We start from the raw sequence: 26567 nt of genomic DNA, 5'->3' as shown, positions 1-26567 counted from the left end.
CGGTCCCCCTCGCGTGGGCCCGGCACCCCGGCATCGGATCAGACGGTGTCGACCTCCGCGTACGGAAGACCATCGGACAGGGTGGGGTACCCGGGGCCGCGGTCGAAGAAGGGGGCGTCCTCCGGCGCCGCGGCCCGGAGGGTCGCGCGCAGCTCGGCCGTCGCCGCGTAGTCGACACGAAGGTCGTCACGAAGGTCGTCGCGGGGGCCGTGCAGGACGACGCCGTACTCCTCCCGCGCCGCCTCTGCGGACACCTTGCCGTCGCGCACGTCGGCGGCGACCGCCTCGGGGGCGCGGTTGTACGGCGAGCCCCACCCGCCGCCGCCCGTGGTGCGCACCCGGACGATCTCACCCGCGCGCACCGGGAAGTCGTCGACCAGGCCCTCCATCGGCACGCCGTCCACGGTGACGACGAACGGCCGGCCGGCGCGGCCTCCGTTGACGCCCCAGCAGGACAGGATGGACCGGTCGGCGATCGACATGAAGGACGCGTCGCGCAGCATCCGGATGTGCTTGTCGTAGCCCAGACCGCCCCGGTACTCCCCCGGCCCGCCGCTGTCGACGGCCAGCCCGAGCCGCTCCACCCGGAACGGCCAGCGCGCCTCGGCGAACTCCACGGGGATGTTGCGCGAGTCGGGCACGACGTGGATCGTGTCCTCGCCGTCGGCGTACCAGCGGCCGCCGGAGCCGCCGCCGAGGACTTCCCGCATCAGGTACGGCCCGTCGTCGGAGTCGCCGTAGACGCCGGTGTACCTGATCGTCTCCTGGTCGGCGGGCATCCGGCCGCCGGTCGCCTTGGCCAGCACGCCCGCGAGCACGCCGAGCAGACGCAGGATCACGAACGTCCGCGCGTTGGTGGGCGCCGGGAAGATCGGGGTGAGCAGGGTGCCCTTCTCCGGGAACACCATCTTGATCAGCGGGACGACGCCCTCGTTCACGTCGAGCTCCGCCATCCGCTCCGGGGTGTCGGCGAGGTTGCGCAGGATCGGCGCGAGCCACTTCTTGAGGAAGACGCCGTCCGCGTAGTCGCCCGCGTGGTTGATCGGCCCCTTGGCCTGGGGCGACGTCCCGGTGAAGTCGATCGTCAGCGGGACCTCGGCGGAGTGGTCGACGGTGAGCGTGATGCGCTGGGTGTGCAGCCGGGGCTCGTCCACGCCGTCGTGCTCGGCGTAGTCCTCCCAGACGTGGACGCCCTCCGGGATCTTCGTCAGCAGCTCGCGGCGGAACGTCTCGGTCGTCTTCGTGATGATCGCGTCGAAGCACGCCTCGACGGCGGCCCGGCCGTACCGGTCGAACAGCTCGGCGAGCCTGCTGGCGCCCATGAGGCAGGCGGAGCACTCGGCGTCGAGGTCGCCCGCGAGCGAGTCCGGCATCCGCGAGTTGCGCGTCATGATCGTCAGCGCGGCGCGGTTGGGCACACCCTGGTCCCAGAGCTTGATCGGCGGCACCATCAGGCCCTCCTCGAAGGCGCTGCGCGCGTGCGACGGCATCGAGCCGGGGACGGCCCCGCCGATGTCGTCGTGGTGGCCGAACGCCTGCACGAAGGCCACCACCTCGCCCTCGTGGAACACCGGGACGGTCACGCACAGGTCCGGGAGGTGTCCGATCCCGCCCTCGGACAGGTAGACGTCGTTGTGGAAGAAGACGTCGCCGGGCTTCATCGTCTCCAGCGGGAAGTCCCGCACGATCGGCTGGACCAGCGCCGAGTACGACCGGCCGGTCAGCTTGCGCAGCCGTACGTCGTGGATGCCCGCGCGGAAGTCGTGCGCGTCGCGGATCATCGGCGAGCGGGCGGTCCGCGCGATGGCGGTCTCGACCTCCTTCTCGACCGAGGCGAGCGTGCCCTCCACGATCTCCACGAGCACCGGGTCCGCCGGGGCCGTCCTCCGGGCCGCCTTCCGGGAAGTCATCGGCTCGTTCCTCCACTCGCTCATCGATCGCTCACCACGATCAGGTTTCCGTGGTCGTCCACGGTGGCGGTGAAGCCGGGGTGGACGGGCAGGGTGGAGCCGTACTCCTCGACGACGGCCGGGCCCCTGACGACGGCCCCCGCGCCGAGGTCGGCGCGGCGGTAGATCACGGTGCGTCCCCACGTCTCGTAGAACACCTCGCGGGTCCCCACCGGGCTCGCCTCGCCCACCTGGGCCGGCACACGGGCGAGCGCGGGCCGCGTGATCGGGCCGATGCCGGAGACGCGCAGGTTGACCCATTCGACGGCGTGCCGCGGGTCGTCGCGGTAGCCGTACCCGTAGAGCTTCTCGTGCTCGGCGTGGAACCGCTCGACCACGGCCGCGCACCAGGCGTCGTCGAGCGCGCCGCCGGGCGCGGCCACCCGGACCTCGTACGCCTGGCCGTAGTAGCGGAGGTCGGCGCTGCGGGCGTGCACGTGGTCGGCGAACCCTTCGCGGTCGAGCGCGTCCGCCGCCTCGGCCTCCAGCTCGGCGTAGATCCCGGCGAGCGCCTCCGGGGCGGGCGCGCGGGAGACGTGCGTGCGGACGTAGTCGTTCTTGACGTCCACGGTGAGCAGCCCGAACGCGGAGACGTTGCCCGGGTTGGGCGGCACGACGGCGGCGGGCAGCCCGAGGATGTCGATCAGACGGCAGGCCAGCAGCGGGCCGGACCCGCCGAAGGCAACCATCGGGAAGTCGCGCACGTCCAGTCCGCGCTTGACCGTGATCTGCCTGATGGCGTTGGACTGGTTGAAGGCGCTGATCTCCAGGATGCCGGTGGCGCAGCGCTCCGGCGTCAGCCCGAGCTTGCCGGCCAGGGCCTCGATGCCCGCTCTGGCCGCCGCCACGTCGAGGGGGATCTCGCCGCCGAGCAGGTGCGGGGGCACCCGGCCGAGGAAGACGTGGGCGTCGGTGACGGTCACCTCGGTGCCGCCGCGGCCGTAGCAGAGCGGCCCCGGGTCGGCCCCCGCCGACTTCGGGCCGACCTTCAGCGTCCCCTCCGGGGAGATCCACGCGATCGACCCGCCGCCGGCGCCCACGGTGACGATGTCGATCATCGGGATCTTGCAGGGGTAGCGGCCGATGCTCCCCTCGGTGGTCAGGGACGGCTCGCCCTCGACGACCACGGCGACGTCGGTGGAGGTGCCGCCGCCGTCCAGGGTGATCACGCTGGGACGGCCGGCCGTACCGGCGATCAGCGCGGCGCCGAGTGCGCCCGCCGCGGGGCCGGACAGGACGGTGGTGATGGGCTGGTGGACGACCTCGGCGGCCGAGAGCACGCCGCCGTTGCTCTTCATGACCGAGAACGGCCGGCCGATCCGGTCGGACAGGTTCTGGATGTACCGGCGCATGATCGGCTTGACCGCGGCGTCGACCAGCGTGGTCACCGACCGCTCGTACTCCCGGTACTCGCGCAGCACCTCGCTCGACAGGGACACGACCGCCTCGGGGTGCTCGCGGGCCAGCACGTCCCTCATCCGCAGCTCGTGGACCGGGTCGGCGTACGAGTGGAGGAAGCAGACGCCGATCGCGGTGACGCCGTGGTCGCGGAACCAGCGCGCCGCCGCGACCGCCTCGTCCTCGTCGAACGGCCGGACCTCCCGGCCGAGGTGGTCGAGCCGGCCGCCCACCGTTTTGACCCGGCGCACCGGGACGATCCTGGGCGGTTTCACCCAGAAATAGGAGTTGCCGTACCCGTCGGGCACGCTCTGCCGCGCGATCTCCAGCAGGAACTCGAAGCCCTCGGTGGTGACGAACCCGAGGTGCGCGGTGCCGTCGGCGCGGTCTTCAAGGAGCTGGTTGGTCGCGACGGTGGTGCCGTGGACGATGCCGGACACGCCGTCCAGCCCACCCTCCCGGGAAGGGGCGTGCAGCTCCAGCACTTTGTGGACCCCTGCCATGAAACCGTCGGCGGGGTTGGCAGGAGTCGAGGGAGTCTTGGTCGTGACGATCGTGCCGGTGTGCTCGTCGACCAGAACCACGTCGGTGAACGTGCCCCCGGTGTCGACCCCGATGCGGACGCTAGGCATGTTCCAGTGTCTACCGACCCCCGCCGACGGCGGGAACCGGCGCACTCTGCCGAATAATCCGCCGAATAATCGGCGAATCCTCGTCACCCGCCTGCCGCCCGGGGCCGACCGGGCGGCAGTCAGGACCGAATCAGGACCGAATCAGGACCGGATCAGGAACGCTGCTTGGGCGGGCGCGGCCAGCGGGTCACGGCCGCACCGCCGGGAGCGCGCCCCATGATCTCCTCGATGTGCTGCGGACCGACGTACGACGCCATCCGCATGGCCCGCTCGTTGACCCGGCGCAGCTCGGCCTCGGCCTTCGCCTTTCCCGCCTGGCCGCTCTGCACGCCGAAGTACGCGCCGGTGAGCGTGCCCACGACTCCGGCCAGCCCGGCAAAGAGGGTGCTCGCCTGGCCCGTGCTCACCACGGCGACGCTGAAGCCCGCCAAGGTGACCACGAGGCCGGTGAGGACGACGTAGAACCCGTACCGCCAGCGGTCGGCGTCCGCCTCGGCCGCCGCCGTGTCGTCGGCGAGCATCATCGCCTCCAGCGGGCTCGGCGTCTCCGGCTGCTCCTCTGGCGTGGTCATCGCACCTCCCGTGATTCCGATGAAGAGGAATGTCCCATGTTGTACATGATCACGCCAACAGCACCACCCCGCCGCACACGCGATATCTCGTCCGCATCAATCCGCTCTCTAAGATCACCGCGTACGGGCCAGGAGCCCCGGTCCGACAGGTTCCGTACGGCGCGGCGGTGGCCTGGGCGGGACCGGCAACTGTCGGGAGCGTTACCAGTAAGCTGACGCCCCGTGACTGATCTGTCTGCCTTGTCTTCTTCGCCCACACAGGGGGCCCGGGACGCCGTGCTCAAGTTCTTCTACGGCCCCATGGACTGCGGGAAGTCCACCCTGGCCCTGCAGCTGAACTACAACCACCGCAGGCAAGGCAGGCGCGGCATCGTGCTGACCAAGCACGACCGTTCGGGCGGGCCCCGGGTCACCAGCCGGATCGGCATCGACAACGAGGCCGTCGAGGTCGTGGACGGCCTCGATCTGGTCGAGCTGGTCTGCGCGTACGACCGCATCGACTACCTGATCTGCGACGAGGCGTGCTTCTACAGCATGGAGCAGATCGAGCAGCTCGCCGACCTGGTGGACGACCACGGCATCGACGTCTACGCCTTCGGACTGGCGTCCGACTTCAGGTCGCAGATGTTCCCGGCCGCGCAGCGGCTGTTCGAGCTGGCCGACGAGGTCGCCCGGCTGCAGGTGGAGGTCCTGTGCTGGTGCGGCCGTCCCGGCCGGTTGAACGCCCGGATCGTGGGCGGCGTGATGGCCAGGACCGGCGAGCAGGTCGTCATCGCGGACACCGGCTCGACGGCCCCGGTGGGCTCCCCCGAGCCCGACGGCGAGGTGGGTGTGCACTACCGGGTGCTGTGCCGCCGCCACCACCGCAACGGCGACCTCGGCGACGAGGCCGCGGCGTCCCGTCCCCTGGAACCCGCGACCCACGCCTGACCGGGCGGCACCGCTCCCGCGCGCCCCTCTTGCCGCCCCCGCCGGACCGGGCCGAGACCGCCCCCGGTTCGGTCAGACGGCCCCTCCGGGGACCGGACCACAAGAGCCGCGGTCAGACCGCGCAGTAGCCGTCGTCGCAGGCGTCGCCGCCGCTCTGGGCGGAGGCGACCGCCGTGCGGGCGCGGACCTCGTTGAGGGCGGCGACCAGCGTCTCGACCGGCTGCGCGCCGGACACGGCGAACTGGCCCTCGAACAGGAACAGCGGAACGCCGCTGATGCCGAGGTCGCGGGCGTCGGCCAGCTCGGCGCGGACCTCCTCGGCCCCCTCGCCGGTGTCGGTGACGCCGAGCTCGGCCGCGAGCTTCGCCAGCGTCTCCGGGTCGCCGACGTCGAGCCCCTCCTGGAAGTACGCGCGGAAGAGACGGTCGACCGCCTCCGCGCCGCGCCCCGCGCGCTGCGCCAGCCAGATCAGCCGGTGGGCCTCGAAGGTGTTGGCCTGGACCGCCCGCTCGAAGTCGAACTCCAGCCCGTCCTCCGCCGCCGCCTGCGCCACCCGATGCGTGATCTGCGCGACCTGGGCGGGTCCGCCGAACTTGCGGGCCAGCTCGGCGAGCAGCGGCTCCTTCCGCGAGACCGCGTCCGGGGCGAGCTGGAACGGCCGGTGGACCACCTCGACATCCCCGTCGAAGAGCTCCACGGCCTTGGCGAGCCTTGCGTGGCCGATATAGCACCACGGACAGGCGACGTCGGAGAAAATCTCAATCTTCACGATCTGCTCTAACCGGCCGCGACACGGGACAATTCCCCGTCTCAGGCCCGTCTCAGGCCGGAGATCACCGCCGCTGGCGTCCGAGAACCCATCCGATGACCGCGCTGCCGAGCGCGACCCCGGCGCCCATGCCGAACGCGGCGAACATCGTCCACGGCGGCACGCCCGCGCGCTGCGCCCGGCCGGCGATCGCCGCCTCCCGGGTGAACACCTGCCCCACCTCCGGCTGGTACGGCACAGCCGGTGTGGCGCCGACGTCCGCTCCGACCTCCGTCCCTGCCCGGTCTCCGGCCGCGGCCGCGCCGGTCGCCGCACCCACCACGACCGGTGCCACCGACGCCGCGAGGGCGGCGGCGGCCCGTCCGGTCAGGAGGTGCTCCTCGACGGCGGTGAAGAACTCGCCCGCGGTCTTCTTCGCGACCGAGCCGAGCATCCGCTGGCCGACCCCGCCGATCATGCCGCCGACGACGGCCTCGGCGTCGTAGTCGACCCGGGTGCCTCCCTCGACCTCGCTGAGGCTGATGCGCACGGTGGCGTCGACTGTGCCGGGCGCGCCCTGCCCCCGGGCCCGCAGCACGAACCGCTCCGGCTCGTGCGGGTCGGAGAGCGCGACCTCGCCCTGGTAGAGCCCCTTGATGGAGGCCACCCCGGCGTTCACGGTCATCTTGTAGACGTCGTCGCCGACGGCCTCCAGCCGTTCACATCCGGGGATCGTGCACACCAGGACGCCCGGGTCCCGCAGCGCCGTCCAGACGCGGCCCCGCTCGACACCGAGCACGGCGCTTCCCGTGATCTTCACACCATCACCTCTTCCGCACCCTTCTGGCTCCGGAGACTAGGGACTCTCCGGCAGCGTGGATAAGGGCAACATGTGCCCACACCCATGATCAACCCTAGGCAGGTCTCTCCGCGCCGCACGCGCCGCGCCTTAGGTGCCCCGTTTCACACTTCGGACATCGCGCCGCTTTGCCGCAGGTCAGGACGAGTCTGGCGTACCGGTCGTCCCCTTATGAGAGGTATCGACGAGACGCACCGGATGTCCGGTTGGACCAAGATTGTTGGTCATGAAGGGCAACCGACGTCTGACAGGCGTGCTGATGGGACTGATTCTGGCCGCGGGATGCGCGGAGGGCGGCACCACCCAGGCGGAGCCGAAGGCCCCGGCGACGTCGCGCTCCTCCTCGCCCGGCGGCGCGCGTTCCGCGCCCACCGCGTCGCCGACCCCCCGCGCCGCGCTCCCCCGCCCGGGTGAGGTCGGACGGATCCCCAAGCCGGCGAACGGCGTGCCGGTGATCAGCATGATCCCGACCAAGCGGAAGGTCGTCTTCCTGACCATCGACGACGGCTGGGAGCAGGACCCCGGCTTCCTCAAGCAGGTGCGCGACGAGGGGATCCCGATCACCGTGTTCGCGATGCGCGACGCGGTCGAGGCGAAGGGGTCGCCCGACGCCGCGTCCGGCGGCGGACGGTACACGGGCGCCGGCCAGTGGGACTACTTCCGGGCACTGCGCGACGCCGGCGCGCCGATCGAGAGCCACACGTTCACCCATCCCAACCTCCGGACGCTCGGCTACGACCGGCAGAAGGCGGAGATCTGCGGGATGTCCACCCTCATCCGCAAGGAGACCGGCCGCCGGCCCACCCTGTTCCGGCCGCCGTTCGGCAACTACAACGCGGCGACCTCCCAGGCGGCCACGGAGTGCGGCCTCAAGGCGATCATGATGTGGAGCGCGACCGTGCAGCCCGAGGGAAAGATCGCCTACCAGGTGCCGGACAAGCAGCTCCGGCCGGGCGACATCCTGCTGCTGCACTTCCGGCCCAACCTGTCCCGGGACTTCCGGATCCTGGTCAAGAAGATCAAGCGCCGCGGGTTCGAGCTGGGCGATCTGCACGCGTACCTGAAGGCCGGAGGCGTGCCCGTCTCCTGACCGGCCTCGGCCGGGCGCCCGCACGGGCCCGGGACGTGGTCCCGGGCGCCGCGGCCTTCCAAACCGGCCTGCCATCGCGGGTCGCCGATGTCCCCCGCGCGGCGTACCGGGCAATCAGCCCAGCGGCGGACGCCGTTTTCCGGTGAAGTGTCCATTATCGGAACCGGGCGTCACAGGAGACGTTCCCGGAGAGCCAGGTCGGCGGTCCCTTCACTCAGGGACCGCCCGGCCCGCATTCTCATGGAACCGGACGTGTGCCGCGAACGAGGATCATGGGGGCATCGATCCTCGAATGTGACAAAGATCTCGCGGTGCAGTCGTCCCACCAATTGCTCTACAGGTTGTAGTACTACTGGAAGTAGAACTACGACTTGTAGAGCTCCGGCACCCGCGAGGGGAACATGGACGCGCTTGATCTGGCACGGTGGCAGTTCGGGGTGACCACCGTGTACCACTTTCTGTTCGTACCTCTGACGATCGGCCTCGGCGTCTTCGTCGCCGGTCTGCAGACGGCCTGGCACCGCACCGGCAAGGACCACTACCTCACGCTGACGAAGTTCTTCGGCAAGTTGTTCCTGATCAACTTCGCCATGGGCGTGGTCACCGGCATCGTGCAGGAGTTCCAGTTCGGCATGAACTGGAGCGAGTACTCGACCTTCGTCGGGGACGTGTTCGGAGCGCCCCTCGCGCTGGAGGCGCTGCTCGCCTTCTTCATGGAGTCGACCTTCCTCGGCCTGTGGATCTTCGGCTGGGACCGGCTCCCCAAGCGGCTCCACCTGGCCGCCATCTGGGCCGCGGCCATTGGGTCCAACATCTCGGCCTACTTCATCCTGGCCGCCAACGCCTGGATGAAGCACCCGGTCGGCTACGAGGTGGTGAACGGCCGGGCCAGGATGACCGACCTGTGGGCCGTGCTCACCAACCCCACCGCGCTCGTCCAGATCCCCCACGTCGTCGCCGCCGCCTTCGTCGTGGCGGGCGGCTTCATCCTGGCGGTCAGCGGCTACCGCATCCTGCGTGAGCGCGGCGACGCCGCCATCGGCCGGCGAACCGCCGCTGCCGCCGTCGGCGACGGCGACGCCGCGGGACCGCCGCGCCGCCGTACCGACATGTGGCGGACCAGCCTGCGCGGCGCGCTCGTCATGACGGCGCTCGCCGGGGTCGTGGTCGCCGGGACCGGCGATCTGTCCGGTCAGCTCCTGCACGAGCAGCAGCCGATGAAGCTCGCCGCGGCCGAGGGGCTGGCGCACGACACCGCCGGCGCGAGCTTCACCATCGTGCCCGGGGTCGAGGTGCCGGGCCTGCTCAGCCTGCTCTCCGCGCACGACCCCGGCGCCACGGTCCAGGGCATCGAGGACATCCAGCGACGGTACGAGGAGCAGTTCGGCCCGGCCGACTACACCCCGAACCTGCCCGTGATCTTCTGGTCGTTCCGCGTGATGTTCGGCTTCGGCATGGTGACCGTCGGGCTCTCGGTCCTCGGTCTCTGGCTGACCAGGAAGCGCCGCGGCCCCAGCCGGGGGCGGACGGCGCCGGTGCCGTCCTGGTTCGCGCGCGCCTGCGTGCTGGCGCTCCCGCTGCCGGTGGCGGCGATCATCGCGGGCTGGCTGCTCAGCGAGATCGGCCGTCAGCCCTGGACCGTCCAGGGCGAGCTGCTGACCGCCGCGAGCGTCTCGCCCGGGGTCGGCCTCACCGAGGTCGCGATCTCGCTCGCCCTCTTCACCGTCCTGTACGGCGTGCTCGCCGTCGCCGAGGCGGTCCTGCTGGTCCGGCACGTGAAGGCCGGACCCGAAATGCCACCCGCGCCGCGCGACCCCGCCGTCGCCTCCGACTCCGACACCGACTCGGGCGCCGCGCCGCTCGCGCCGACCCTCATGTACTGAGGAGACCTACGATGACGACGTTCTGGTTCATTCTCGTCGCGTTCTTCTGGACCGGTTACTTCGTGCTCGAAGGGTTCGACTTCGGCGTCGGCGCGCTGCTCCCGCTGATCTCCCGGAGCGACGCCGAGCGCCGCCAGGTCCTCGGCACGATCGGACCCGTCTGGGACGGCAACGAGGTCTGGCTGATCACGGCCGTGGGGGCGATGTTCGCCGCGTTCCCGGCGTGGTACTCGGGCCTGCTCAGCACCTACTACCTGCCGATGGTTCTCATCGTGGCCGCGCTGATCGTGCGCGGCGTCGGCCTGGAGTGGCGCGGCAAGGTCCGCTCCGGACGCGAGCGCGCGCTGTGCGACGCGGGGATCGTCATCGGCAGCGTCCTCACCGCCTTCCTGTGGGGCGCCGTCTTCGGCAACCTCCTGTACGGCACGGCGTTCGCGACCGTCCTCGGCGGCGTGCTGTCCCTGTCGGTCGCGATCCTGCACGGCGCGGTGTTCGTGACGTTGAAGACGTCGGGGGCGGTGCGCGGCCGGGCCCGCCGGGCGGCCCTGTTCGCCTCGGCCGCCGCCATCCCGGTCGGCATCGTCGCGCTGCCGTCCGTGCCCGGGTCGGCCATGGATGTCCCGAACTGGTCCACCTCGCCCTGGCTGTGGGCCGGCGCCCTGCTCGCGATGGCGACGCTGACGGCGGGGGTGGCCCTGGTGTGGCGGCGGCGCGAGGGCTGGGCCTTCGCCGCCACAGCGCTGTCGATCACACTGACCGCGGCCGCGCTGTTCGGCGCTCTGTGGCCCGCCCCCCTGCCGGGGCTCACGGTGGCCGAGGCGGCGTCGGCGCCGTACACGCTGACCATGCTGACGTGGATCGGCCTGCTCGCGCTGCCCGGCGTGCTCGCCTACCAGGGCTGGACCTACTGGGTCTTCCGCAAGCGCCTCACAGTGGACGTTTCCCCTCATTGAGCGGTATGTCCTGACATGACCACCACGGAGCCGGGCGGCGGACACCGGCCGGCTCCGGCAACGTCGAGCACAGTCCGAAATCGGCCGCTCACTAATTGTCGCAATGGACTGCGGAAACTCGTGCCGTACGCTGAAGATATGAGGGTGGTCACCTTCCAGGCCGATCAGCGCACCGAAGCCGCGCTGGCCGAACTCACAGCCGACGGTCAAGCTCCCGACGAAGTCATCCGCGAAGCGATCGTGATGGCCTGGCGCCTGCGACGCGCAGAGACTGCGCGTCGCGAGGCCCTCGCCGTCGCCGACGACCCGGACGATCGCGAGGAAGCCCGAGCGATCATGCGCGACATGGAGTCGCTTCGTGCGTGGTGATGTTTACCGCCTGCGTGTGGCTCGGGACGCCATGAAGCACGAACAGAGCGGCGACCGGTTCGCCGTGGTGCTCCAGTCCGACTTCGTCCCGGCGCTCTCGACACTGCTTGTCGCTCCGACGTCGACCAGCGCCCGCCCCACGTCCTTCCGCCCCGAGATCGAACTGCTCGGCAAGTCCACCCGGGTCATGGTGGAGCAGACCGCCGCGGTCGCGCCGGAGCGGCTCGGCTCCTTCGCCGGGCGGCTCTCACCGGCCGAGCTGCTCGAAATCGACGAGGCGCTCCATCTCATGCTCGGGCTGGTGCGCTGAAGGTTCGGTGCGGGTCCGGCACCCCTTCTTCACCCCGCGAGCCGTAGGCGCAGGGTGTACAGGTCGGACGGTGAGATGGGCATCCGGTCGATGGGGATGCCCTCGGCGTCCTCGATCGCCGAGGCGATCACGGCGGACACGGGGATCACGCCGGCCTCGCCCGCACCCTTGATGCCCAGCGGGTTCAGCGGTGAGGGCGTCTCCAGGTGGGCGGTCTCGATCCGCGGCACCTCGGTCGCGTAGGGCATCAGGAAGTCCATGAACGAGGCGTTCAGCAACTGGCCGTGCTCGTCGTAGACCATCTTCTCGTAGAGCGCCCCGCCCACTCCCTGGGCGACGCCGCCGTGGATCTGCCCCTCCACGATCATCGGGTTGATCAGCTTGCCGCAGTCGTGGACGACGGCGTACCGCAAAATCGTGATCTCGGCGGTCTCCGGGTCCGTCTCCACGATCGCGGCGTGCATCCCGGAGGCGAACGTGGACCTGATCGGCGAGTAGTAGTCCCGCCCTTCCAGGCCCGGCTCCTCCCCCTCGTCCACCGGCGGCCGATCCATCGCGGACGTCCCGGAGAACTGGGTGGCGCGCTTGGCCTCCTCGTCGAACGCGTACCGGAGCGGGTTGGACAGCACGGCCACGGTGGCGAGGGGGATCGACGCGGACGGTGTCCCGGCGACGTGGACGATCCCGTCGGTGATCTCCAGGTCACGCGGGTCGGCCTCCAGGGCGTCCGCCGCGATGCGCAGCGCCTTCTCGCGCACCTTCCGGCAGGCGAGCGCGATCGCGTTGCCGCTCATCACCGCGGCGCGGGAGGCGAAGGTCCCGACGGCGTACCCGAAGCGGCGGGTGTCGCCGGTGACGACGGACACCCGCTCGATCGGCACGCCCAGTTCGGTGGCCGCGATCTGCGCGAACACGGTCTCGTGGCCCTGCCCCTGCGAGGTCAGGCCGGTCGAGACGTGGACCCGGCCGTCGGAGGTGACCTGCACGTGGCCGCCCTCGTACGGCCCGACGCCGGTGCCCTCGACGTAGCAGCCGATGCCGATGCCGATGCGGCGGCCCTCGGCCGCGGCGCGCGCCTTCATCTCGGGGAAGGAGTCCCAGCCGACCATCTCCTTGAGCATCCGCAGCGACTCGGGGTAGTTCCCGCTGTCGTAGACGAGCGGCCGCCCGTCCTGGAAGATCAGGCCCTGGTCGTAGGGGAACTCGTCCGGCCCGATGAAGTTGGCCGCCCGGACCTCGGTCCGGTCCTTCCCGAGATACGCGGCGACGCGGTCCAGCGTCCGTTCCATGCAGAAGACGGCCTGCGGGCGGCCCGCGCCCCGGTACGGCGTGACCTGCACGGTGTTGGTGTAGATCGAGGAGAACTCCACCCGGTAGGCCCCGATCTTGTACGGCCCGAGCAGCTGGGTGGAGGTGATGATCGGCACGATGATCCCGTACGGCGTGTACGCGCCGTGGTCGTGCAGGATGGTCACGTCCAGGCCGAGGACGCGGCCCTCGTCGTCGAAGCCGACTCTGACGTGCTGCACCTGGGCCCGCTCGTGCGCCGAGGAGACGAAGTGCTCGCGCCGGTCCTCCGTCCACTTGACCTCGCGGCCGAGCGTCCGGGCCGCCCAGGGCACGAGGATCTCCTCCGGCCACGGGTGCACGATCTTCACGCCGAAGCCGCCGCCGACGTCGGGGGCGATCACCTCGACCTTGGGCAGCGGCAGCCCGAGCTTGGCCGCGACCGCCATCCGCACGCTGGTGGACGTCTGGGTGGAGGAGTAGACCCGCAGCGACCCGTCGCCGGCGTCCCAGCGGGCGTACACGCCGCGGCCTTCGAGGGGCATGCTCGCGCTGCGCTCGATGTCGAGCCGGAACTCCAGCCGGTGCGGTGCGGCGTCGATCGCGTCGGCCGCCGACCGGCCCTCCCGTGACGGCACCTCCTGGACCAGGTGCGCGCCGACGTTGCCGGGCACGTCCTCGTGGACGAGGTGGGCGCCCTGCACCGCCTCCTCCACGCCGACGACCGGCTTGAGGAACTCGTACTCGACCTCGATGAGCGCGCAGGCGTCCTCGGCGAGGTAGCGGTCCTCGGCGACCACCATCACCACGGGCTCGCCGACGTGCCGCACGATGTCCCTGGCCAGCGGGTACGCCGTACGGCCGTGGGTGAGCGCGGGGTGCGGGATCAGCAGCGGCAGCGGCTCGGCCAGCGCGCCGGGCAGGTCCTCCCAGGTGTAGACGGCGACCAGGCCCTCCACGTCGAGCGCGGCCGACACGTCGATGTCCGTGATGCGCGCGTGCGCGTGCGGCGACCGGACGAAGGCGGCGGCCAGTGCGCCCGGCCCGAAATCGTCCAGGTAGTGGCCCTGGCCGGTGACCAGCCGGGCGTCCTCGCGCCGCTGGACCGGCTCGCCGAAGAGCTTCGTGGTCACGCCCTGCCCCCTCGATCCTCCGGCCGGCCTTGGGTCTCCGCCTGGATCTCCGCGGCCCGGTGTACGGCCTTGATGATGTTCTGGTAGCCGGTGCACCGGCACAGGTTGCCGGAGACGGCCTCCAGCGCCTCCTCCTCGGTGGGCGCCGGGTTGTCCCGCAGGAAGGCCGTCACCGCGCAGAGGAAGCCGGGGGTGCAGAAGCCGCACTGCAGGCCGTGGCACTCGGTGAAGGCGCGCTGCACGGGAGAGAGCTCGTTGTCCCCGGCCAGGCCCTCCACGGTGGTGACCTCGTGGCCGTCCACCGTCACCGCGAAGGTGAGGCAGGACCGTACCGGCTCGCCGTCGAGCAGGACCGTGCACGCGCCGCAGACGCCGTGCTCGCAGCCCACGTGCGTGCCGGTCAGCCCCAGGTCGTGGCGGAGGAAGTCGGAGAGCAGCCGCCGCGCGGGCACCGCCGCCTCCCTGACCACGCCGTTGACCACGAGGGTGACGAGATACCGGGTGGTTTCCTCACTCATCGACGGCCTCCGTTCCCGCGTTCCGCGCCGCGTCCTTGAGCGCGCGTACGGCCAGCACGCCCGTCAGGTGCCTCCGGTACTCGGCCGTCGCGTGGATGTCCCCGTCGGGGTCGATCCCGTCCCGTACGGCCGCCGCGACGGCGTCCCAGGAGACGGACGCGGCCGGCCGCCGGCCGCACGCGTCGGACAGGTCGATCACGACCGGGGCCGGGCCGACGCTCACGCAGGCGACCCGGGCGGCGGCGATCCGCAGATCCTCGTCGAGCGTGACCAGCGCGGCCATGCCCGCCACCGCGTAATCGCCGTGCCGCCGGGCGACCTCACGGAACGCGGTGCCTGAGCGTGGCGGCGGCACCGGGAAGAACGCGGACACCGCGAGCTCCCCTGGCCCGATCGCCGACTCCATCGGGCCGGTGAAGAAGTCGGCCGCCGCGACCTCCCGCTCGCCGCCGAGCCGCGCGAGCCGGACGGATCCGCCGAGGAGGGCGAGGACGGCGGGCATCTCGGCGGATGGGTCGGCGTGGACGAGGCTGCCGACCACGGTCCCCCGGTTCCTGATCACCGGGTGCGCGACCAGCGCGAGCGCCTGGCGCAGGAGCGGCAGGACCGCCGCCGCCTCGGCCGAGCGCTCGACCGCCGCGTGCCGGGCCAGCGCCCCCACGCGTACGCCGCCGGGACGGGCGGCGATCGTGTCCAGTTCGCCGATCCGGTTGATGTCCACGAGGTGGGACGGCGCGGCCAGCCGCATGTTGAGCAGCGGGATGAGGCTCTGACCGCCCGCCAGCACCTTGCCGTGCGGCCCGGTCTCGGCCAGGGCGGCGAGCGCCTCGTCCACCGAGACCGGGGCGTGGTACGCGAACGGAGGCGGCTTCACGAGGCGGTCGCGCTCCCGTACGGCGTGGCCTGGGCGGCCCGCCGGTCAGCTCGCCGCATCCCGCTCGAATCCGATCTCCCCACCGGAGACCTCCTTCCTCGGGCCGTGCGCGAGCGCACGGAGCAGGTGGTAGCCGCCGAGCACCACGATGGTGCCCAGGGCGATGCCGGCCAGCGCGAAGTCGCCGGTGATCAGGTGGGTGACCGGTCCGATGGCGAGGATGATCCCGGCGCCGATCGGCACCATGTTCACCGGGTCGGAGAAGTCCACCCGGTTCTCGATCCAGATCTTCGCGCCCAGCAGGCCGATCATGCCGTAGAGGATGACGGTGATGCCGCCGAGCACGCCGCCGGGCGTGGCGGCGACCAGCGCGCCGAACTTCGGGCACAGGCCGAACAGGATCGCGATGACCGCCGCGATGTAGTAGGCGGCGGTCGAGTAGACCCTCGTGGCCGCCATGACGCCGATGTTCTCCGCGTACGTGGTGGTGGGCGAGCCGCCCACGGAGGTCGCGACGACCGTGGCGATGCCGTCGGCCGCGACCGCCCGGCCCATGTAGGGGTCGACGTCCGCGCCGGTCATCTCACCCACGGCCTTGACGTGGCCGACGTTCTCCGCGATGAGCGCGATGACGGCGGGCAGCACGACGATGATCGCCGACATCTTGAAGGCGGGCCCGTGGAACTCCGGGAGCCCGATCCAGGACGCCTTCTCCAGGGCGCTGAAATCGACCCGGAAGTGCGACGTGATCTCGCCGCTGCCCGTAGGCGCGGTGATCTTGCCGGCGGTCATGTCCAGTACCCAGGACAGGACGAACCCGAAGACGAGACCGAGCAGGATGCCGATCCGGCCGAGGAACCCCTTGAAGACCACCAGGAACAGCGCGGTCGCGGCCATGGTGATCAGGGCGATCCAGTGGTCCTGCGGCCAGTAGACGTCGGCGACGACATAGGCCAGGCCGAACCCGATCAGCATGACCACCGCGCCGGTCACGACCGGCGGGAAGATCTTGTGAATGATCTGCACGCCCAGGTAGTGGATCACGACGCCCACGACCGCGAGCACCAGACCGGCGACCAGGATCGCGCCGGTGACCGTGGCGCTGTCGCCCTGCGCGGCCCGGATGGCGGCCACGGCGCCGACGAACGACGCCGAGGTGCCGAGATAGCTCGGGATCTTCCCCTGCACCATGAGCAGGAACAGGATCGTGGCGACACCCGACATCATGATGGCGAGGTTCGCGTCCAACCCCATGACCAGGGGGAACACGAAGGTCGCGCCGAACATCGCGATCACGTGCTGGGCGCCGAAGCCGACCATGCGCGGCCAGCTCAGTCTCTCGTTCGGTTTTACGACCTCACCCGGTGGCAGGGTCTTCCCGTCGCCGTGCAATTTCCAGCCGAAAGCCATGCATGCCCCTCTGTTACCTGGGCCGACGTCCGGTGGCCACCCCGTGGGCATCCCAGCGCGGCACTGCTGTTGCGGGCACATTAGGCCCGCGATTGCCATTACACACGGGCATCTTGTGCCAAACCAGAGTCGATCGGCAGCAATCGCATTGCGCGCCCGCGCGGCACCGGGAATATCACATCCTCCGATGCCCGCCCGCTGGACCCTCCCCCCGGGGGAGACATCAGCATGTGCGCCGACACCCGCGTCCATGAGGGGCGCACCGCCCGGAGGAGAGGACGAATCCCATGAGCACGCCGAAGACCGACTTCAAGAAGGAGTATCGCGAGCTGTACACGGCCAAGCCGGAGCCGGGGCTGGTGCTGGCGCCCGAGCTGCCCTATCTCATGATCGACGGCGCCGGGGACCCGTCCTCACCCGGCTACGCCTCCGCCGTCGAGGCGCTGTACAGCGTGGCGTACGCGATCCGTTTCGCCCTGAAGGGCGCCGGTGTCATGGAATATCCGGTGATGCCGTTGCAGGGCCTGTGGTGGACGGAAGAGGATCACCGGTCCGACTTCGCCGCGCACCGGGACCTGTGGCAGTGGACGATGATGATCATGCAGCCGCCGCAGGCCGGCGTGGCGATGTTCTTCGACGACGCGGTCGCGACCGCGCGGAAGAAGAAGCCGTCGTCGCCGATCGATCGAGTGCGGCTGGAGACCCTGCGCGAGGGGTGGTGCGGCCAGATCCTGCACGTCGGCCCGTACAGCACCGAGGCCGCCACCCTCGAACGGCTGCACACCTTCCTGGAGGAGGGCGGCCACACGATCAACGGCGACCACCACGAGATCTACCTGTCGGTGCCGGGTCGCACCGCGCCGGAGAAGATGAAGACGATCATCCGGTACCCGGTCACGCCGGCCGGCTGAGCGGCGCGCGCCGGTTCACTCGCCCGGGGCGACGACGCGGATCTCGAAGCCCTCCCCGGTGACGACCTGGCCGGCCCGGATCTTGCATGCCTTGCGCAGCTCGACCGCGCCGTCCACCCGGACGTTCCCCTCGGCGATCAGGTGCTTCGCCGCGCCGCCCGTCTCCGTGACGTAGCAGTACTTCAGCAGGTCGCAGAGCGGGATGTAGTCGCCGCGCAGCTCGAATGTCTCTTTCACGGGCGCAAGCTTAGGAGCCCCGGGAGGGAGGGGCGCGCTCAGATGCCGCGCATACGCAGGACGTGCAGCGCCAGCGTCAGGTTGAGCCGCAGGTGCGCGTCCTCGGTGAAGTTGCCGAGCATCCGCTCCAACTTCCCGATCCGATAGCGCAGCGTGTTGTAGTGGAAGTGCAGCCGCCGGGCGGTCTCCGCGACGTTGAGGTTGGTCTCCAGCAGCACCTGAAGGGTCCGGCGCAGGTCCGCGTTCTCCACGTCGCCGTCCCCGGCCAGCGACCCGAGCGTCTCGCGGACGAAGGCGTGCAGCTCCTCGGTGTCGTTCACCAGGGACAGCAGGCGGTACACGCCGAGCTCGTCGAAGTGCGCGACCGCGCCCGCCCCGTGGAGCTGGCGGCCCACCCGCGCGGCTTTGAGCGCCTGGCCGTACGCGCCGGGGAGCAGGTCCGCGCCCCCGGCGACCCGGCTCAGGCCGGTGGAGAACGTGCAGTCGGAGACGGCGGCGAGCGCGTCCTTGGCCAGGCGGACGGTGTCCACGTCCGCGCCGATGACGGCGACGACCTCGTGGGAGAACCCGGCGACCGCGCCGCGCGGGTCGTACCTGCGCACGGCGGACTGCCAGGCGGCGAGCATGCGGTCCTGGGTGGAGCGTTCCTCCGTGTCCGGATCGATCTCCGCGACCAGCACGCTGACCCGGCGCTCCAGATCCCAGCCGAACGCGCGGGCGCGCTCGGCGACGCGGGTGCCGCCCCTGCCGATGAGCACGTCCCGCAGGAAGTCGGCGCGGTACTTGCTCTCGACGGCGGTCACCGCCTCCTGCTTGGTCACGACGAGGGCGGCCACGGTCGCGGCGCGCTCCAGGATGCCGACGTCGCTGGGCGTCAGCGTGCCGGAGTCGCTGAACGCCACGATCCTGCCGTGGTGGTGGCCGCCCGCCACGACGGGCACGACGGCGTAGTGGCGCTCCTGCGCCGTGGCCAGGGCGGCGGCGCGGGGCCGCTCCTGGGCCGGCGCGGACACGGTCCCCACGGCCGTAACCGCGCCCTCCGCCGCCTGGCAGGTCGCGCGCAGCGTCGCCACCCGCTCGGCGTCGCCGGCCGTGGCCAGGACGCGGCCCCCGGCGTCCAGCGCCGCGACGGCCACGTCGAGGAGCCCGGCCACCTCGGCCGCGACCTCGCGCATCCCGCCTCCGGCGAGCACGATCTGCACCAGCGCCCGGTGCGCCTCCTCGGCCCTGGCGAGCAGGCCCGCCTGCCGGTTCAGGATGTCGGTGAGCACCTGGTTGAGGATGTCGTCGAACCCCACGTCGTTGGGGAGCAGGATCAGCGGGAAGCCCAGCCGGTCGGCCTGCTCGACCATCTCCCCCGGCAGCTCGTCGAGGTACCGGCCCAGCTTGATCGCCAGCGCGGCGAGCCCGCGTTCGTCGAGATCGGCCACCAGCCGGTCCAGCGACTGCGGGGTGTTGCGCAGCGGGTAGCCCGTGGTGAGCAGCAGCTCGTGCGGCTTCACCCAGGCCAGGATGTCGGGCACCTCCATGACGTTGAGGCGCTGCACGATGCGGTCGAGGCCGGATCTTCCGGCGATAAGGCGCGCGTCCGCGAGGGTCGACACGCCGAGTACCTCCCCTACGGAGACACCGTGGAGGATGGTTCCTGTGCTGGCCAGTCTCATCGCCGGCGCGGCGGGATCGCTCGTCATCGTGCGCTCCGAGGTAGAGCTTCCGGGGGATATCGGGAGATCTGTGCGGCTGACGCCGATTGTGCCGAACAATCCGACTGTCAGGAAGAGCCAAGCATTTGGCCCACTGTTGGCAGCTTTCTCCGTACGGAGCCCGAGGGCGGCGTTCTAGCGTCGGCTCAGGCGCGCTATCGGGGAGGTTCGTTGACCGTCGACACACGTCCGAGAGCACGACGTTCCTTACCCCGCCCCTCGGCAGGCGTGGGAGGACGCACCCAGATCGGCGGAGCCGCCAGCATCGCGCTCCGCCCGGCGCTCGAATCGCCCCGTCGTCCGGCCCGTGTGCTGGCGGCGTTCCCGCTCGCCGTCTACCTGGAGGTCAGGAGCGAGTACGAGCCGCACGTCATCGCCCTCGTCAGCGGGGAGGCCGCGCGCCTGCCGAACGCGGTGGTGGTCGCGGCGCCGCTCGCCCGGCTTCCGCTGGGGGACGAGTGCTGGGTCGGCGAGGGCTCCATCGGCCTGGGCGGCGTCGGCATCCGGGTGCGCCGCTGGTGGGACCCCGCGCCGCCGCTCGGGAGCGCGGAGCCGTCCCGGCTGACCCGCGCGCTGGCGCACCTCGACGACATCTGCGACCACTCCCAGCGCCGGCCCGGCCTGGATGTCACCGGCGCGCCCGGCCTGCTGGCCTCCGGCTGCCTGGCCGGCTCCCTGGTGGACGGCATCGTCGCGGCGGAGCGGCTGCTGGGACTCGGGCCGGGGCTGACGCCGAGCGGCGACGACATGCTGTGCGGGCTGCTGGTCGCGCTGCGCCACCTCGGCCTCGCCGCGGGCGCGCCGCGCGCGATCTGGCTGGCCGACTGGCTGGCCGCCGCCGTGACGTACGACGCCCGCACCCGGACGACGCCCATATCGGCCACGCTGCTGCACTGCGCGGCGCGCGGCCAGGCCGGGTCGGAGGTGCTCGGCGTGCTGCGCGCGATCGCCGGGTACCAGCCGCTCGACCCCGCGGCGCACCGCCTGCTGAGCCTCGGCCACACCTCGGGCGCCGACCTCGCCTGGGGCATCCGGGCCGGGCTGGCCGCGGTCCTCTCGCTGCGCTCGTGGCCCGCAGGCCGATGACCCGACGCGAGCGCCATCGCTCGTCACGGCGCCGAACCATCACGCTCTGGGCGCGGCGGTGTCTGGACTGAGAAGCAAGTGGGCCCGCGAGGGGCGCGGCGGTGTCTGGACTGAGGAGCGAGTGGGGAGCGAGGGACGAGCGACTCCGAGCGACAAGGGAAGACATCGCCTGAGGGCGACCCGACCCGCGCGAGCGGAGCGAGCGCAATAAACACAGGAGGAAGCGTCCGTGAACGATCTGGTCGAAGTGCGCGCGGGGGTCTACCGCGACTCCGTGAGCCTGATGCGGGTCAGCCAGGCGCTCGCCGCGCTGCCCGGGGTGAGCGTCGCGATCGTCGCGATGGCCACCGAACTCAACGTCGGCTTGGCCCGGGACGCCGGATTCGCGGTGCCCGCGGCCACGCCGGGCGACCTGCTCGTCGCGATCAGGGCCTCGACGGACGACGCCGTCCAGGAGGCCGCGGCTGAGCTGGAGCGGCGGCTCGCGGCCCGCGAGGCGGCCGGTGCGGCGCGACACGAGGACCGGCCGCCGCGCACCGTCCGGTCGGCGGCGCGCGCGGCGGCCCGGGACGCGGCGGGGTCCGGCGGGGCGACGGTCGCCCTGGTCAGTGTCCCCGGGGAGTACGCCTTCCTGGAGGCGCTGGACGCCGTCGAGGCCGGGCTCTCCGTCATGATCTTCAGCGACAACGTGCCCGTCGAGCAGGAGATCCTGCTCAAGGACCGCGCCCGGGAGCAGGGCGTGCTGGTGATGGGGCCCGACTGCGGCACCGCCGTGATCGGCGGCGCGGGGCTCGGCTTCGCCAACGTGCTCGGCCCCGGCCCGGTCGGCGTCGTGGCCGCCAGCGGCACGGGGGCGCAGCAGGTGACGAGCCTGCTCGACCTGGCCGGCGTGGGTGTCAGCCACCTGCTCGGTGTGGGCGGGCGCGACCTGTCGGCTGAGGTGGGCGGGCGTTCGGCGATCCAGGCGTTGCGGGCGCTCGACGCCGATCCGGCGACCGAGCTGATCCTCCTCGTCTCCAAGCCGCCCGCCCCCGAGGCGGCCGGCGCCGTACGGGATCTGGGGCTCGGCACGAAGCTGGTCACCGCGCTGCTCGGGCCGGGGCAGGACGACCTCACGACCGCTGTGGAGAAGGTCCTCGGCGCGCTCGGCCGCGAGGTGCCGGCCTGGCCCTGCTGGCCCGCGCCGCCCGGCGCCCCGGGCACGCCGGGCTCGGAGTGCCGCGGCCCGCTGCGCGGGCTCTACTCGGGCGGCACGCTGTGCGCGGAGGCCGCCGTCATCGCGGGGAACGGCGAGTTCACCGACTTCGGCGACGACGCGTACACGCGCGGGCGGGCCCACCCGATGATCGACCCGACGCTCCGCCTGGAGGCGCTGGACGCCGTCGAGTCCGGCGTGGTCCTCCTCGACGTGGTGCTGGGCCACGGGGCCGACCCCGACCCGTCCGCGCGGCTGGCGCCGGCGGTGGCGCGGGCGTGCGGACGCGGCGTCGCCGTGGTCGTCGCGCTCGTCGGCACGGACGGCGACCCGCAGGGGCTGCGTGTCCAGGCGGCCCGGCTGAACGAGGCGGGCGCCGCGGTGTTCACGTCCAACGCGGCGGCGGCGCGGCACGCCCGCGATCTGGCCGCGGCGTGTGTCCATTCCTGACGCTCCAGGCGTCCCAGAACGATCCGCGACAGAGCGGCCCGGCCGGTGTCCGCGGTCCGGACCGACCCCGATAGGAGGGCGATGAACCCGACGACGCTGTCCATGCTGAGTCGCGAACCTCATGTGATCACGGCCGGGACCGCGCTGCTCGGCGAGGCGCTGGACCAGCAGGCCGTGGCCAGGACCGACGTGGACTGGCGGCCGCCCGTCCCCGGCACCGCCGCCGCGCTGGCCGCGGCGCTCGCCGACCCGCGCAGGGAGCGGGCCAACGCGCTCGCCGTCGGCCGGATGGTGTCCGCCCGGCCCCGGCTCGCCGGTGTACGGCCGGCCCGGGAGGCGCTGGGTCTGGAGCCCGGCACGTTCCTGCACGCGGGGCCGCCGATCTCGTGGGAACGCGCCTCGGGGCCGATGCGGGGGGCGCTGATCGGCGCGATGCTCTTCGAGGGGCTCGCCGCCTCACCCGAGGACGCCGAGGAGCGGCTCGCCGCCGGGTCCGGCATCACGCTGGACTCCTGCCACCACCATCGGACGGTCGGCCCGATGGCCGGCGTGGTGAGTCCGTCGATGTGGATGCTGGAGGTCGCGGACGCCGAGCACGGCGGCACCGCGTACTGCTCGCTCAACGAGGGGCTGGGCAAGGTGCTGCGCTACGGCGCGTACGGACCGGAGGTCGTCGAGCGGCTGCGCTGGATGGGCGACGTGCTCGGACCCGCGCTCCAGGCGGCGCTCGCGCTGAACGGGCCGCTCGACCTGCGCGGACTGATCGCGCAGGCCCTGCAGATGGGCGACGAGCTCCACAACCGCAACCGCGCTGCCACATCGCTGATGGTGCGGGAGCTCGCGCCCGCCGTCGTGGAGGCCGCTCCCGGGCACGCCGCCGAGGTGTTGCGATTTATCAATGGAAACGATCATTTCTTCCTGAACGCGGGAATGGCGGCGGCGAAAGTGAGCGCGGACGCCGCCAGAGATGTGCCCGGCTCCAGCCTCGTGGTGGCGATGGCCCGCAATGGGACCGATTTCGGAATCCAGGTTTCCGGGCTCGGGGACCGCTGGTTCACCGGCCCCGCCGGGGTTCCCGACGGCCTCTACCTCGGCGCGTACGGCCCCGGCGACGCCAATCCGGACATCGGGGACTCGACGATCACGGAGACGACGGGGCTCGGCGGCTTCGCCATGGCCGCCGCTCCGGCGATCGTGCGCTTCGTCGGCGGGGACGTGGCGGACGCCGTCGCGGCGACGACCTCGATGTACGAGATCACGTTGGCGGAACATCCGGCGTACCAGATCCCGGGGCTCGGATTCCGCGGCACGCCGGTGGGCGTCGACGTCACCCTCGTCGCCCGCACCGGCACGCTGCCGGTCGTCAACACGGGGATCGCGGGCCGGGTGGCGGGAACGGGCCAGGTCGGAGCGGGGCTGGTCAGTCCTCCGATGGAGGCGTTCACGGCGGCGCTGGCGGCCCTGACCGACGTGTGAATTCCCTTTGACCCAACTTTGACCCTAATATCGGTTGCCTACCTCACATATCTTGTGAATTCGCGCGGATCGGGTCTTGGGGGGATTTGTGCGGACTGGGCCAGAATTGGGGGCCAGGGCATGACAACTGATCATCTGCTCGGTATGGTCCCCTCCATGCCGGAGGGTCAAGGTCCCATCGGAGGAAGTACGGCCGGACCGGTGCCCGAAGGGCAGGGACGGCTCGTCGGCAGGCGCTACCGCCTCCTCTCACCGGTCGGCCGTGGCGGCATGGGCATGGTCTGGCATGCCCATGACGTGCTGCTCGACCGCGACGTCGCGGTCAAGGAGCTCCTCCTGCCGTTCGGCCTCGACCAGGCGGGCCTGCAGGGTGCCCACCAGCGCATGCTCCGCGAGGCGCGCTCCGCGGCCAGGCTCAGCCATCCCGGCATCGTCACCGTCCACGACGTGGTCGAGGAGGACGGGCGGCCCTGGATCGTCATGGAGCTGGTCCGCGCCTGGTCCCTGGAACAGGCCGTACGGCAGAGCGGGCCGCTGCCCGTCGTGCAGGCCGCCGAGATCGGCGTGCGCGTGCTGGACGCGCTGCGGCACGCGCACGGGGCCGGGATCCTGCACCGCGACGTCAAACCGGGGAACGTACTGCTCACGGCCGACCGGGTCGTGCTGACCGACTTCGGCATCGCCGCCATCGAGGGCGACGTCTCGATCACCCAGACCGGGCTGCTGATGGGGTCGCCCGCGTACATTCCGCCGGAGCGGCTCCAGGGCCGCCCGATCACACACGCCGCCGACCTGTGGTCGTTCGGCGCGACGCTCTACGCCGCCGTCGAGGGCCGCCCGCCGTACGAGGGGGCGGACGCGGTCGCCGTGCTCGGCTCGGTGCTCACGCGGGAACCGGCCCGGCCGCGGCGGGCCGGCGCGCTGCTGCCCGTCATTCAGGGCCTGCTCCGCAAGAACCCCGCCGACCGCATCGGGGCCGCGCAGGTCGCCGACATGCTGGAGCGGGTCCTGCGGACCCACGGAGCGGGCGGGTCCGCGCCGGGGCACCGGAACGCGATGCCGACCCCGCAGGACTCCACCCCTGCGCAACTGCTGCCGCCGCTCGACGCGCCCTCGGGGCCGCTGCCGTCGCGCATCATCGAGACCCCGTCCGGCCCGATCCGGGTGCCCGCCGACCCGCTGGTGAGCCCGTCGGGCCCCTATTCCGCCGGGCTCACCAGCGGGTCGCACCCGTGGGACGGCGCCGCGCCCGCTCCGGGAGAAACGGCGGGACCGGCGAGCGCCTCGGGCGGCCCCGCCGCACCGCCCGGCGACCCTCTCGCCGCACCCGTCGCCCCCCTTCCCGTACGGCACGGCCGGGACGGCGCCTCCGTCCCGTTCGGCTCCGCGCCGCCCGTGGCGTCCGCGCCGTTCGACGCGTTCGCCATGCCCTCCGGATCGATGCACGCGCCGGAGCGCCGGGCCGAGGCGTGGCCGGCGCCCGGGCCCTCCGACCTGCCGGGGCCGTTGGGCCTCGACCCGGACGACCCGGCCACGACCGGTCCCGGACGGGTCAGGAGGCACACCGAGGGGGCACACAGCAGGCCCGAGCCGGATCCCGGCGCGGACCCGAAGGGCTCGCGGCTGTCCCGGATGGCCAGGAAGTCGCGCGGGTCCAGGAGCGCGGACGGTTCCGCGCAGACCGAGAAGACGGCGAGCGCGAAGGCAACGGCCGAGAAGACGACGGCCTGGGCACACGCGGGCCCGGATACGGCCGGGAAGGCGGCGGCCGGGGCGCACGCGGGCCCGGATACGGCCGAGGCGGCTTCCACCCCCGCCCGCACCGCCGGTGACCCGACCGCCGCGACCGCTGGGACCGCCGGACGGGCCAGGAACGGCGGCCGGCCGAGCGGACGCCGCCGCGCCGGAAGCCGGCGGCAGTCCGGCGAGCGGACGGGCAGGTCCACGCTCCTGATCGCCGTGGCGGCGCTCGCGATCGTCGCCGTGATCGTCACAGTGGTCCTGCTGATCCTCCCCGGAGGGTCGGCCGACAAGGGCGTCCGCTCCGCCGGGCAACCGACCGCCGCTCCCCTGAAGGCGGACAGCGCGGACAGCACGGACGGCGCCGACGGCGGCACGACGAGCGGCGGAGGCGGGGGCGTGGACACGGCGACCGGCTTCGAGACCCCGAAGGGCTACACCGTCCTGACCGGCGGCGGTGTGTCCGTCGCCGTACCCAAGGGCTGGACGGTGTCGACGGAGTCCGGCGCGACCACCTTCTCCGGTCCCAAGGACAGCGCGCAGAGCGTCGTCGTCCGCAAGATCGCCGACGGCGGCCTCAGCGCGCTCAAGGCCGCCGAGCAGCGCGCGAAGTACGACGACTACACGCAGGTGCGCCTGGGCGAGGCCGAGTACCGGTGGCCGGCCGCCGAGTGGGAGTACACCTACACCGCCTCCGGCCAGGTCACGATGCACCGGCTCATCCGGTACATCGAGGTGGAAGGCCAGGCGTACTCGGTCGCCGTCACGTCCCCCGACTACGACTGGAGCGATTCCGCCGCCGGCGTACGGAAGGCGGTTTGGGGCAGTTTCGCGCCAGCGTGATGGGATTGCCG

At 72.1% G+C, this 26567-nt stretch carries 22 protein-coding genes; 11 read left to right on the top strand and 11 right to left on the bottom strand.

The window, feature by feature from the left end:
- Positions 1-38: 38 nt before the first annotated feature.
- The 3 genes from AWQ71_RS12105 to AWQ71_RS12095 all read right to left on the bottom strand — a co-directional run bounded on the left by AWQ71_RS12105 (position 39) and on the right by AWQ71_RS12095 (position 4551).
- The gene (locus tag AWQ71_RS12105) at positions 39-1910 is read right to left on the bottom strand and encodes a hydantoinase B/oxoprolinase family protein (protein ID WP_067131446.1); all 1872 of its coding nucleotides are present in this window, start codon (positions 1908-1910) and stop codon (positions 39-41) included.
- A 20-nt stretch (positions 1911-1930) separates the two neighbouring features.
- Positions 1931-3979, bottom strand: coding sequence for a hydantoinase/oxoprolinase family protein (locus AWQ71_RS12100; protein ID WP_067131443.1), 2049 nt, complete (start codon positions 3977-3979; stop codon positions 1931-1933).
- Positions 3980-4131: 152 nt separating this feature from the next.
- On the bottom strand, positions 4132-4551 hold the full coding sequence (locus tag AWQ71_RS12095; RefSeq protein WP_067131440.1) for a hypothetical protein: 420 nt from the start codon (positions 4549-4551) through the stop codon (positions 4132-4134).
- A 222-nt stretch (positions 4552-4773) separates the two neighbouring features.
- On the opposite strand from AWQ71_RS12095, the gene AWQ71_RS12090 reads away from it, so the two are divergent.
- Positions 4774-5481: a thymidine kinase gene (locus AWQ71_RS12090; protein ID WP_245658230.1), complete on the top strand. Its 708-nt coding sequence runs from the start codon at positions 4774-4776 to the stop codon at positions 5479-5481.
- A 112-nt stretch (positions 5482-5593) separates the two neighbouring features.
- On the opposite strand, the gene AWQ71_RS12085 is transcribed toward AWQ71_RS12090, so the two are convergent.
- Positions 5594-6283, bottom strand: coding sequence for a DsbA family oxidoreductase (locus AWQ71_RS12085; protein ID WP_281196099.1), 690 nt, complete (start codon positions 6281-6283; stop codon positions 5594-5596).
- Between the two features lie 31 nt (positions 6284-6314).
- Positions 6315-7049: an SRPBCC family protein gene (locus tag AWQ71_RS12080; RefSeq protein WP_067131429.1), complete on the bottom strand. Its 735-nt coding sequence runs from the start codon at positions 7047-7049 to the stop codon at positions 6315-6317.
- A 298-nt stretch (positions 7050-7347) separates the two neighbouring features.
- On the opposite strand from AWQ71_RS12080, the gene AWQ71_RS12075 reads away from it, so the two are divergent.
- From AWQ71_RS12075 to AWQ71_RS12055, 5 genes are all read left to right on the top strand, one after another.
- Positions 7348-8178 (top strand): polysaccharide deacetylase family protein, encoded by an 831-nt coding sequence (locus tag AWQ71_RS12075; RefSeq protein WP_067131617.1) that lies wholly within the window; start codon positions 7348-7350, stop codon positions 8176-8178.
- Between the two features lie 401 nt (positions 8179-8579).
- The gene (locus AWQ71_RS12070; protein ID WP_067131427.1) at positions 8580-10061 is read left to right on the top strand and encodes a cytochrome ubiquinol oxidase subunit I; all 1482 of its coding nucleotides are present in this window, start codon (positions 8580-8582) and stop codon (positions 10059-10061) included.
- A gap of 11 nt (positions 10062-10072) precedes the next feature.
- Positions 10073-11014: a cytochrome d ubiquinol oxidase subunit II gene (gene cydB, locus AWQ71_RS12065; protein WP_067131425.1), complete on the top strand. Its 942-nt coding sequence runs from the start codon at positions 10073-10075 to the stop codon at positions 11012-11014.
- A gap of 138 nt (positions 11015-11152) precedes the next feature.
- Positions 11153-11383 (top strand): hypothetical protein, encoded by a 231-nt coding sequence (locus tag AWQ71_RS12060; protein ID WP_067131424.1) that lies wholly within the window; start codon positions 11153-11155, stop codon positions 11381-11383.
- Positions 11373-11693, top strand: coding sequence for a type II toxin-antitoxin system PemK/MazF family toxin (locus AWQ71_RS12055; RefSeq protein ID WP_067131421.1), 321 nt, complete (start codon positions 11373-11375; stop codon positions 11691-11693). Before AWQ71_RS12060 ends, AWQ71_RS12055 begins: the two co-directional genes overlap by 11 nt.
- Before the next feature lie 29 nt (positions 11694-11722).
- Here the strand turns inward: AWQ71_RS12055 and cutA are convergent, their stop codons facing one another.
- From cutA to AWQ71_RS12035, 4 genes are read right to left on the bottom strand one after another with little or no spacing between them, the layout of a single operon-like run.
- A complete protein-coding gene (gene cutA / locus AWQ71_RS12050; protein ID WP_067131418.1) occupies positions 11723-14113 on the bottom strand; it encodes an aerobic carbon-monoxide dehydrogenase large subunit in 2391 nt (796 codons plus the stop codon).
- The gene (locus AWQ71_RS12045; protein WP_067131415.1) at positions 14110-14631 is read right to left on the bottom strand and encodes a (2Fe-2S)-binding protein; all 522 of its coding nucleotides are present in this window, start codon (positions 14629-14631) and stop codon (positions 14110-14112) included. Before AWQ71_RS12045 ends, cutA begins: the two co-directional genes overlap by 4 nt.
- Positions 14624-15505: an FAD binding domain-containing protein gene (locus AWQ71_RS12040; protein ID WP_067131412.1), complete on the bottom strand. Its 882-nt coding sequence runs from the start codon at positions 15503-15505 to the stop codon at positions 14624-14626. The genes AWQ71_RS12045 and AWQ71_RS12040 overlap by 8 nt, the downstream gene beginning before the upstream one ends.
- Before the next feature lie 45 nt (positions 15506-15550).
- The gene (locus AWQ71_RS12035; protein ID WP_067131409.1) at positions 15551-16915 is read right to left on the bottom strand and encodes a uracil-xanthine permease family protein; all 1365 of its coding nucleotides are present in this window, start codon (positions 16913-16915) and stop codon (positions 15551-15553) included.
- 287 nt (positions 16916-17202) lie between these two features.
- On the opposite strand from AWQ71_RS12035, the gene AWQ71_RS12030 reads away from it, so the two are divergent.
- A complete protein-coding gene (locus AWQ71_RS12030) occupies positions 17203-17826 on the top strand; it encodes a GyrI-like domain-containing protein (protein WP_067131406.1) in 624 nt (207 codons plus the stop codon).
- A 15-nt stretch (positions 17827-17841) separates the two neighbouring features.
- On the opposite strand, the gene AWQ71_RS12025 is transcribed toward AWQ71_RS12030, so the two are convergent.
- Positions 17842-18063: an RNA-binding S4 domain-containing protein gene (locus tag AWQ71_RS12025; protein WP_067131403.1), complete on the bottom strand. Its 222-nt coding sequence runs from the start codon at positions 18061-18063 to the stop codon at positions 17842-17844.
- A gap of 38 nt (positions 18064-18101) precedes the next feature.
- Positions 18102-19754 carry a PucR family transcriptional regulator gene (locus AWQ71_RS12020; protein ID WP_067131400.1) on the bottom strand — a complete coding sequence of 551 codons (1653 nt, stop codon included), beginning with the start codon at positions 19752-19754 and terminating at the stop codon, positions 18102-18104.
- A 240-nt stretch (positions 19755-19994) separates the two neighbouring features.
- On the opposite strand from AWQ71_RS12020, the gene AWQ71_RS12015 reads away from it, so the two are divergent.
- The 4 genes from AWQ71_RS12015 to AWQ71_RS43085 all read left to right on the top strand — a co-directional run bounded on the left by AWQ71_RS12015 (position 19995) and on the right by AWQ71_RS43085 (position 26556).
- On the top strand, positions 19995-20852 hold the full coding sequence (locus AWQ71_RS12015; RefSeq protein ID WP_245658229.1) for an oxamate carbamoyltransferase subunit AllH family protein: 858 nt from the start codon (positions 19995-19997) through the stop codon (positions 20850-20852).
- A 229-nt stretch (positions 20853-21081) separates the two neighbouring features.
- On the top strand, positions 21082-22497 hold the full coding sequence (locus tag AWQ71_RS43240; RefSeq protein WP_067131394.1) for an AllF/FdrA family protein: 1416 nt from the start codon (positions 21082-21084) through the stop codon (positions 22495-22497).
- An 81-nt stretch (positions 22498-22578) separates the two neighbouring features.
- Complete coding sequence (locus AWQ71_RS43235; protein WP_067131391.1) at positions 22579-23973, top strand: YlbE family protein; 1395 nt, start codon at positions 22579-22581, stop codon at positions 23971-23973.
- 156 nt (positions 23974-24129) lie between these two features.
- Positions 24130-26556: a serine/threonine protein kinase gene (locus AWQ71_RS43085; protein WP_176580269.1), complete on the top strand. Its 2427-nt coding sequence runs from the start codon at positions 24130-24132 to the stop codon at positions 26554-26556.
- The last annotated feature ends 11 nt before the right edge of the window (positions 26557-26567 follow it).

Source organism: Microtetraspora malaysiensis (genome assembly GCF_001528665.1).
Classification (GTDB): Bacteria; Actinomycetota; Actinomycetes; order Streptosporangiales; family Streptosporangiaceae; genus Microtetraspora_A; species Microtetraspora_A malaysiensis.
The sequence above is the reverse complement of the archived record's forward strand: the minus strand, read 5'-3'. Positions and strand labels throughout refer to the sequence as shown.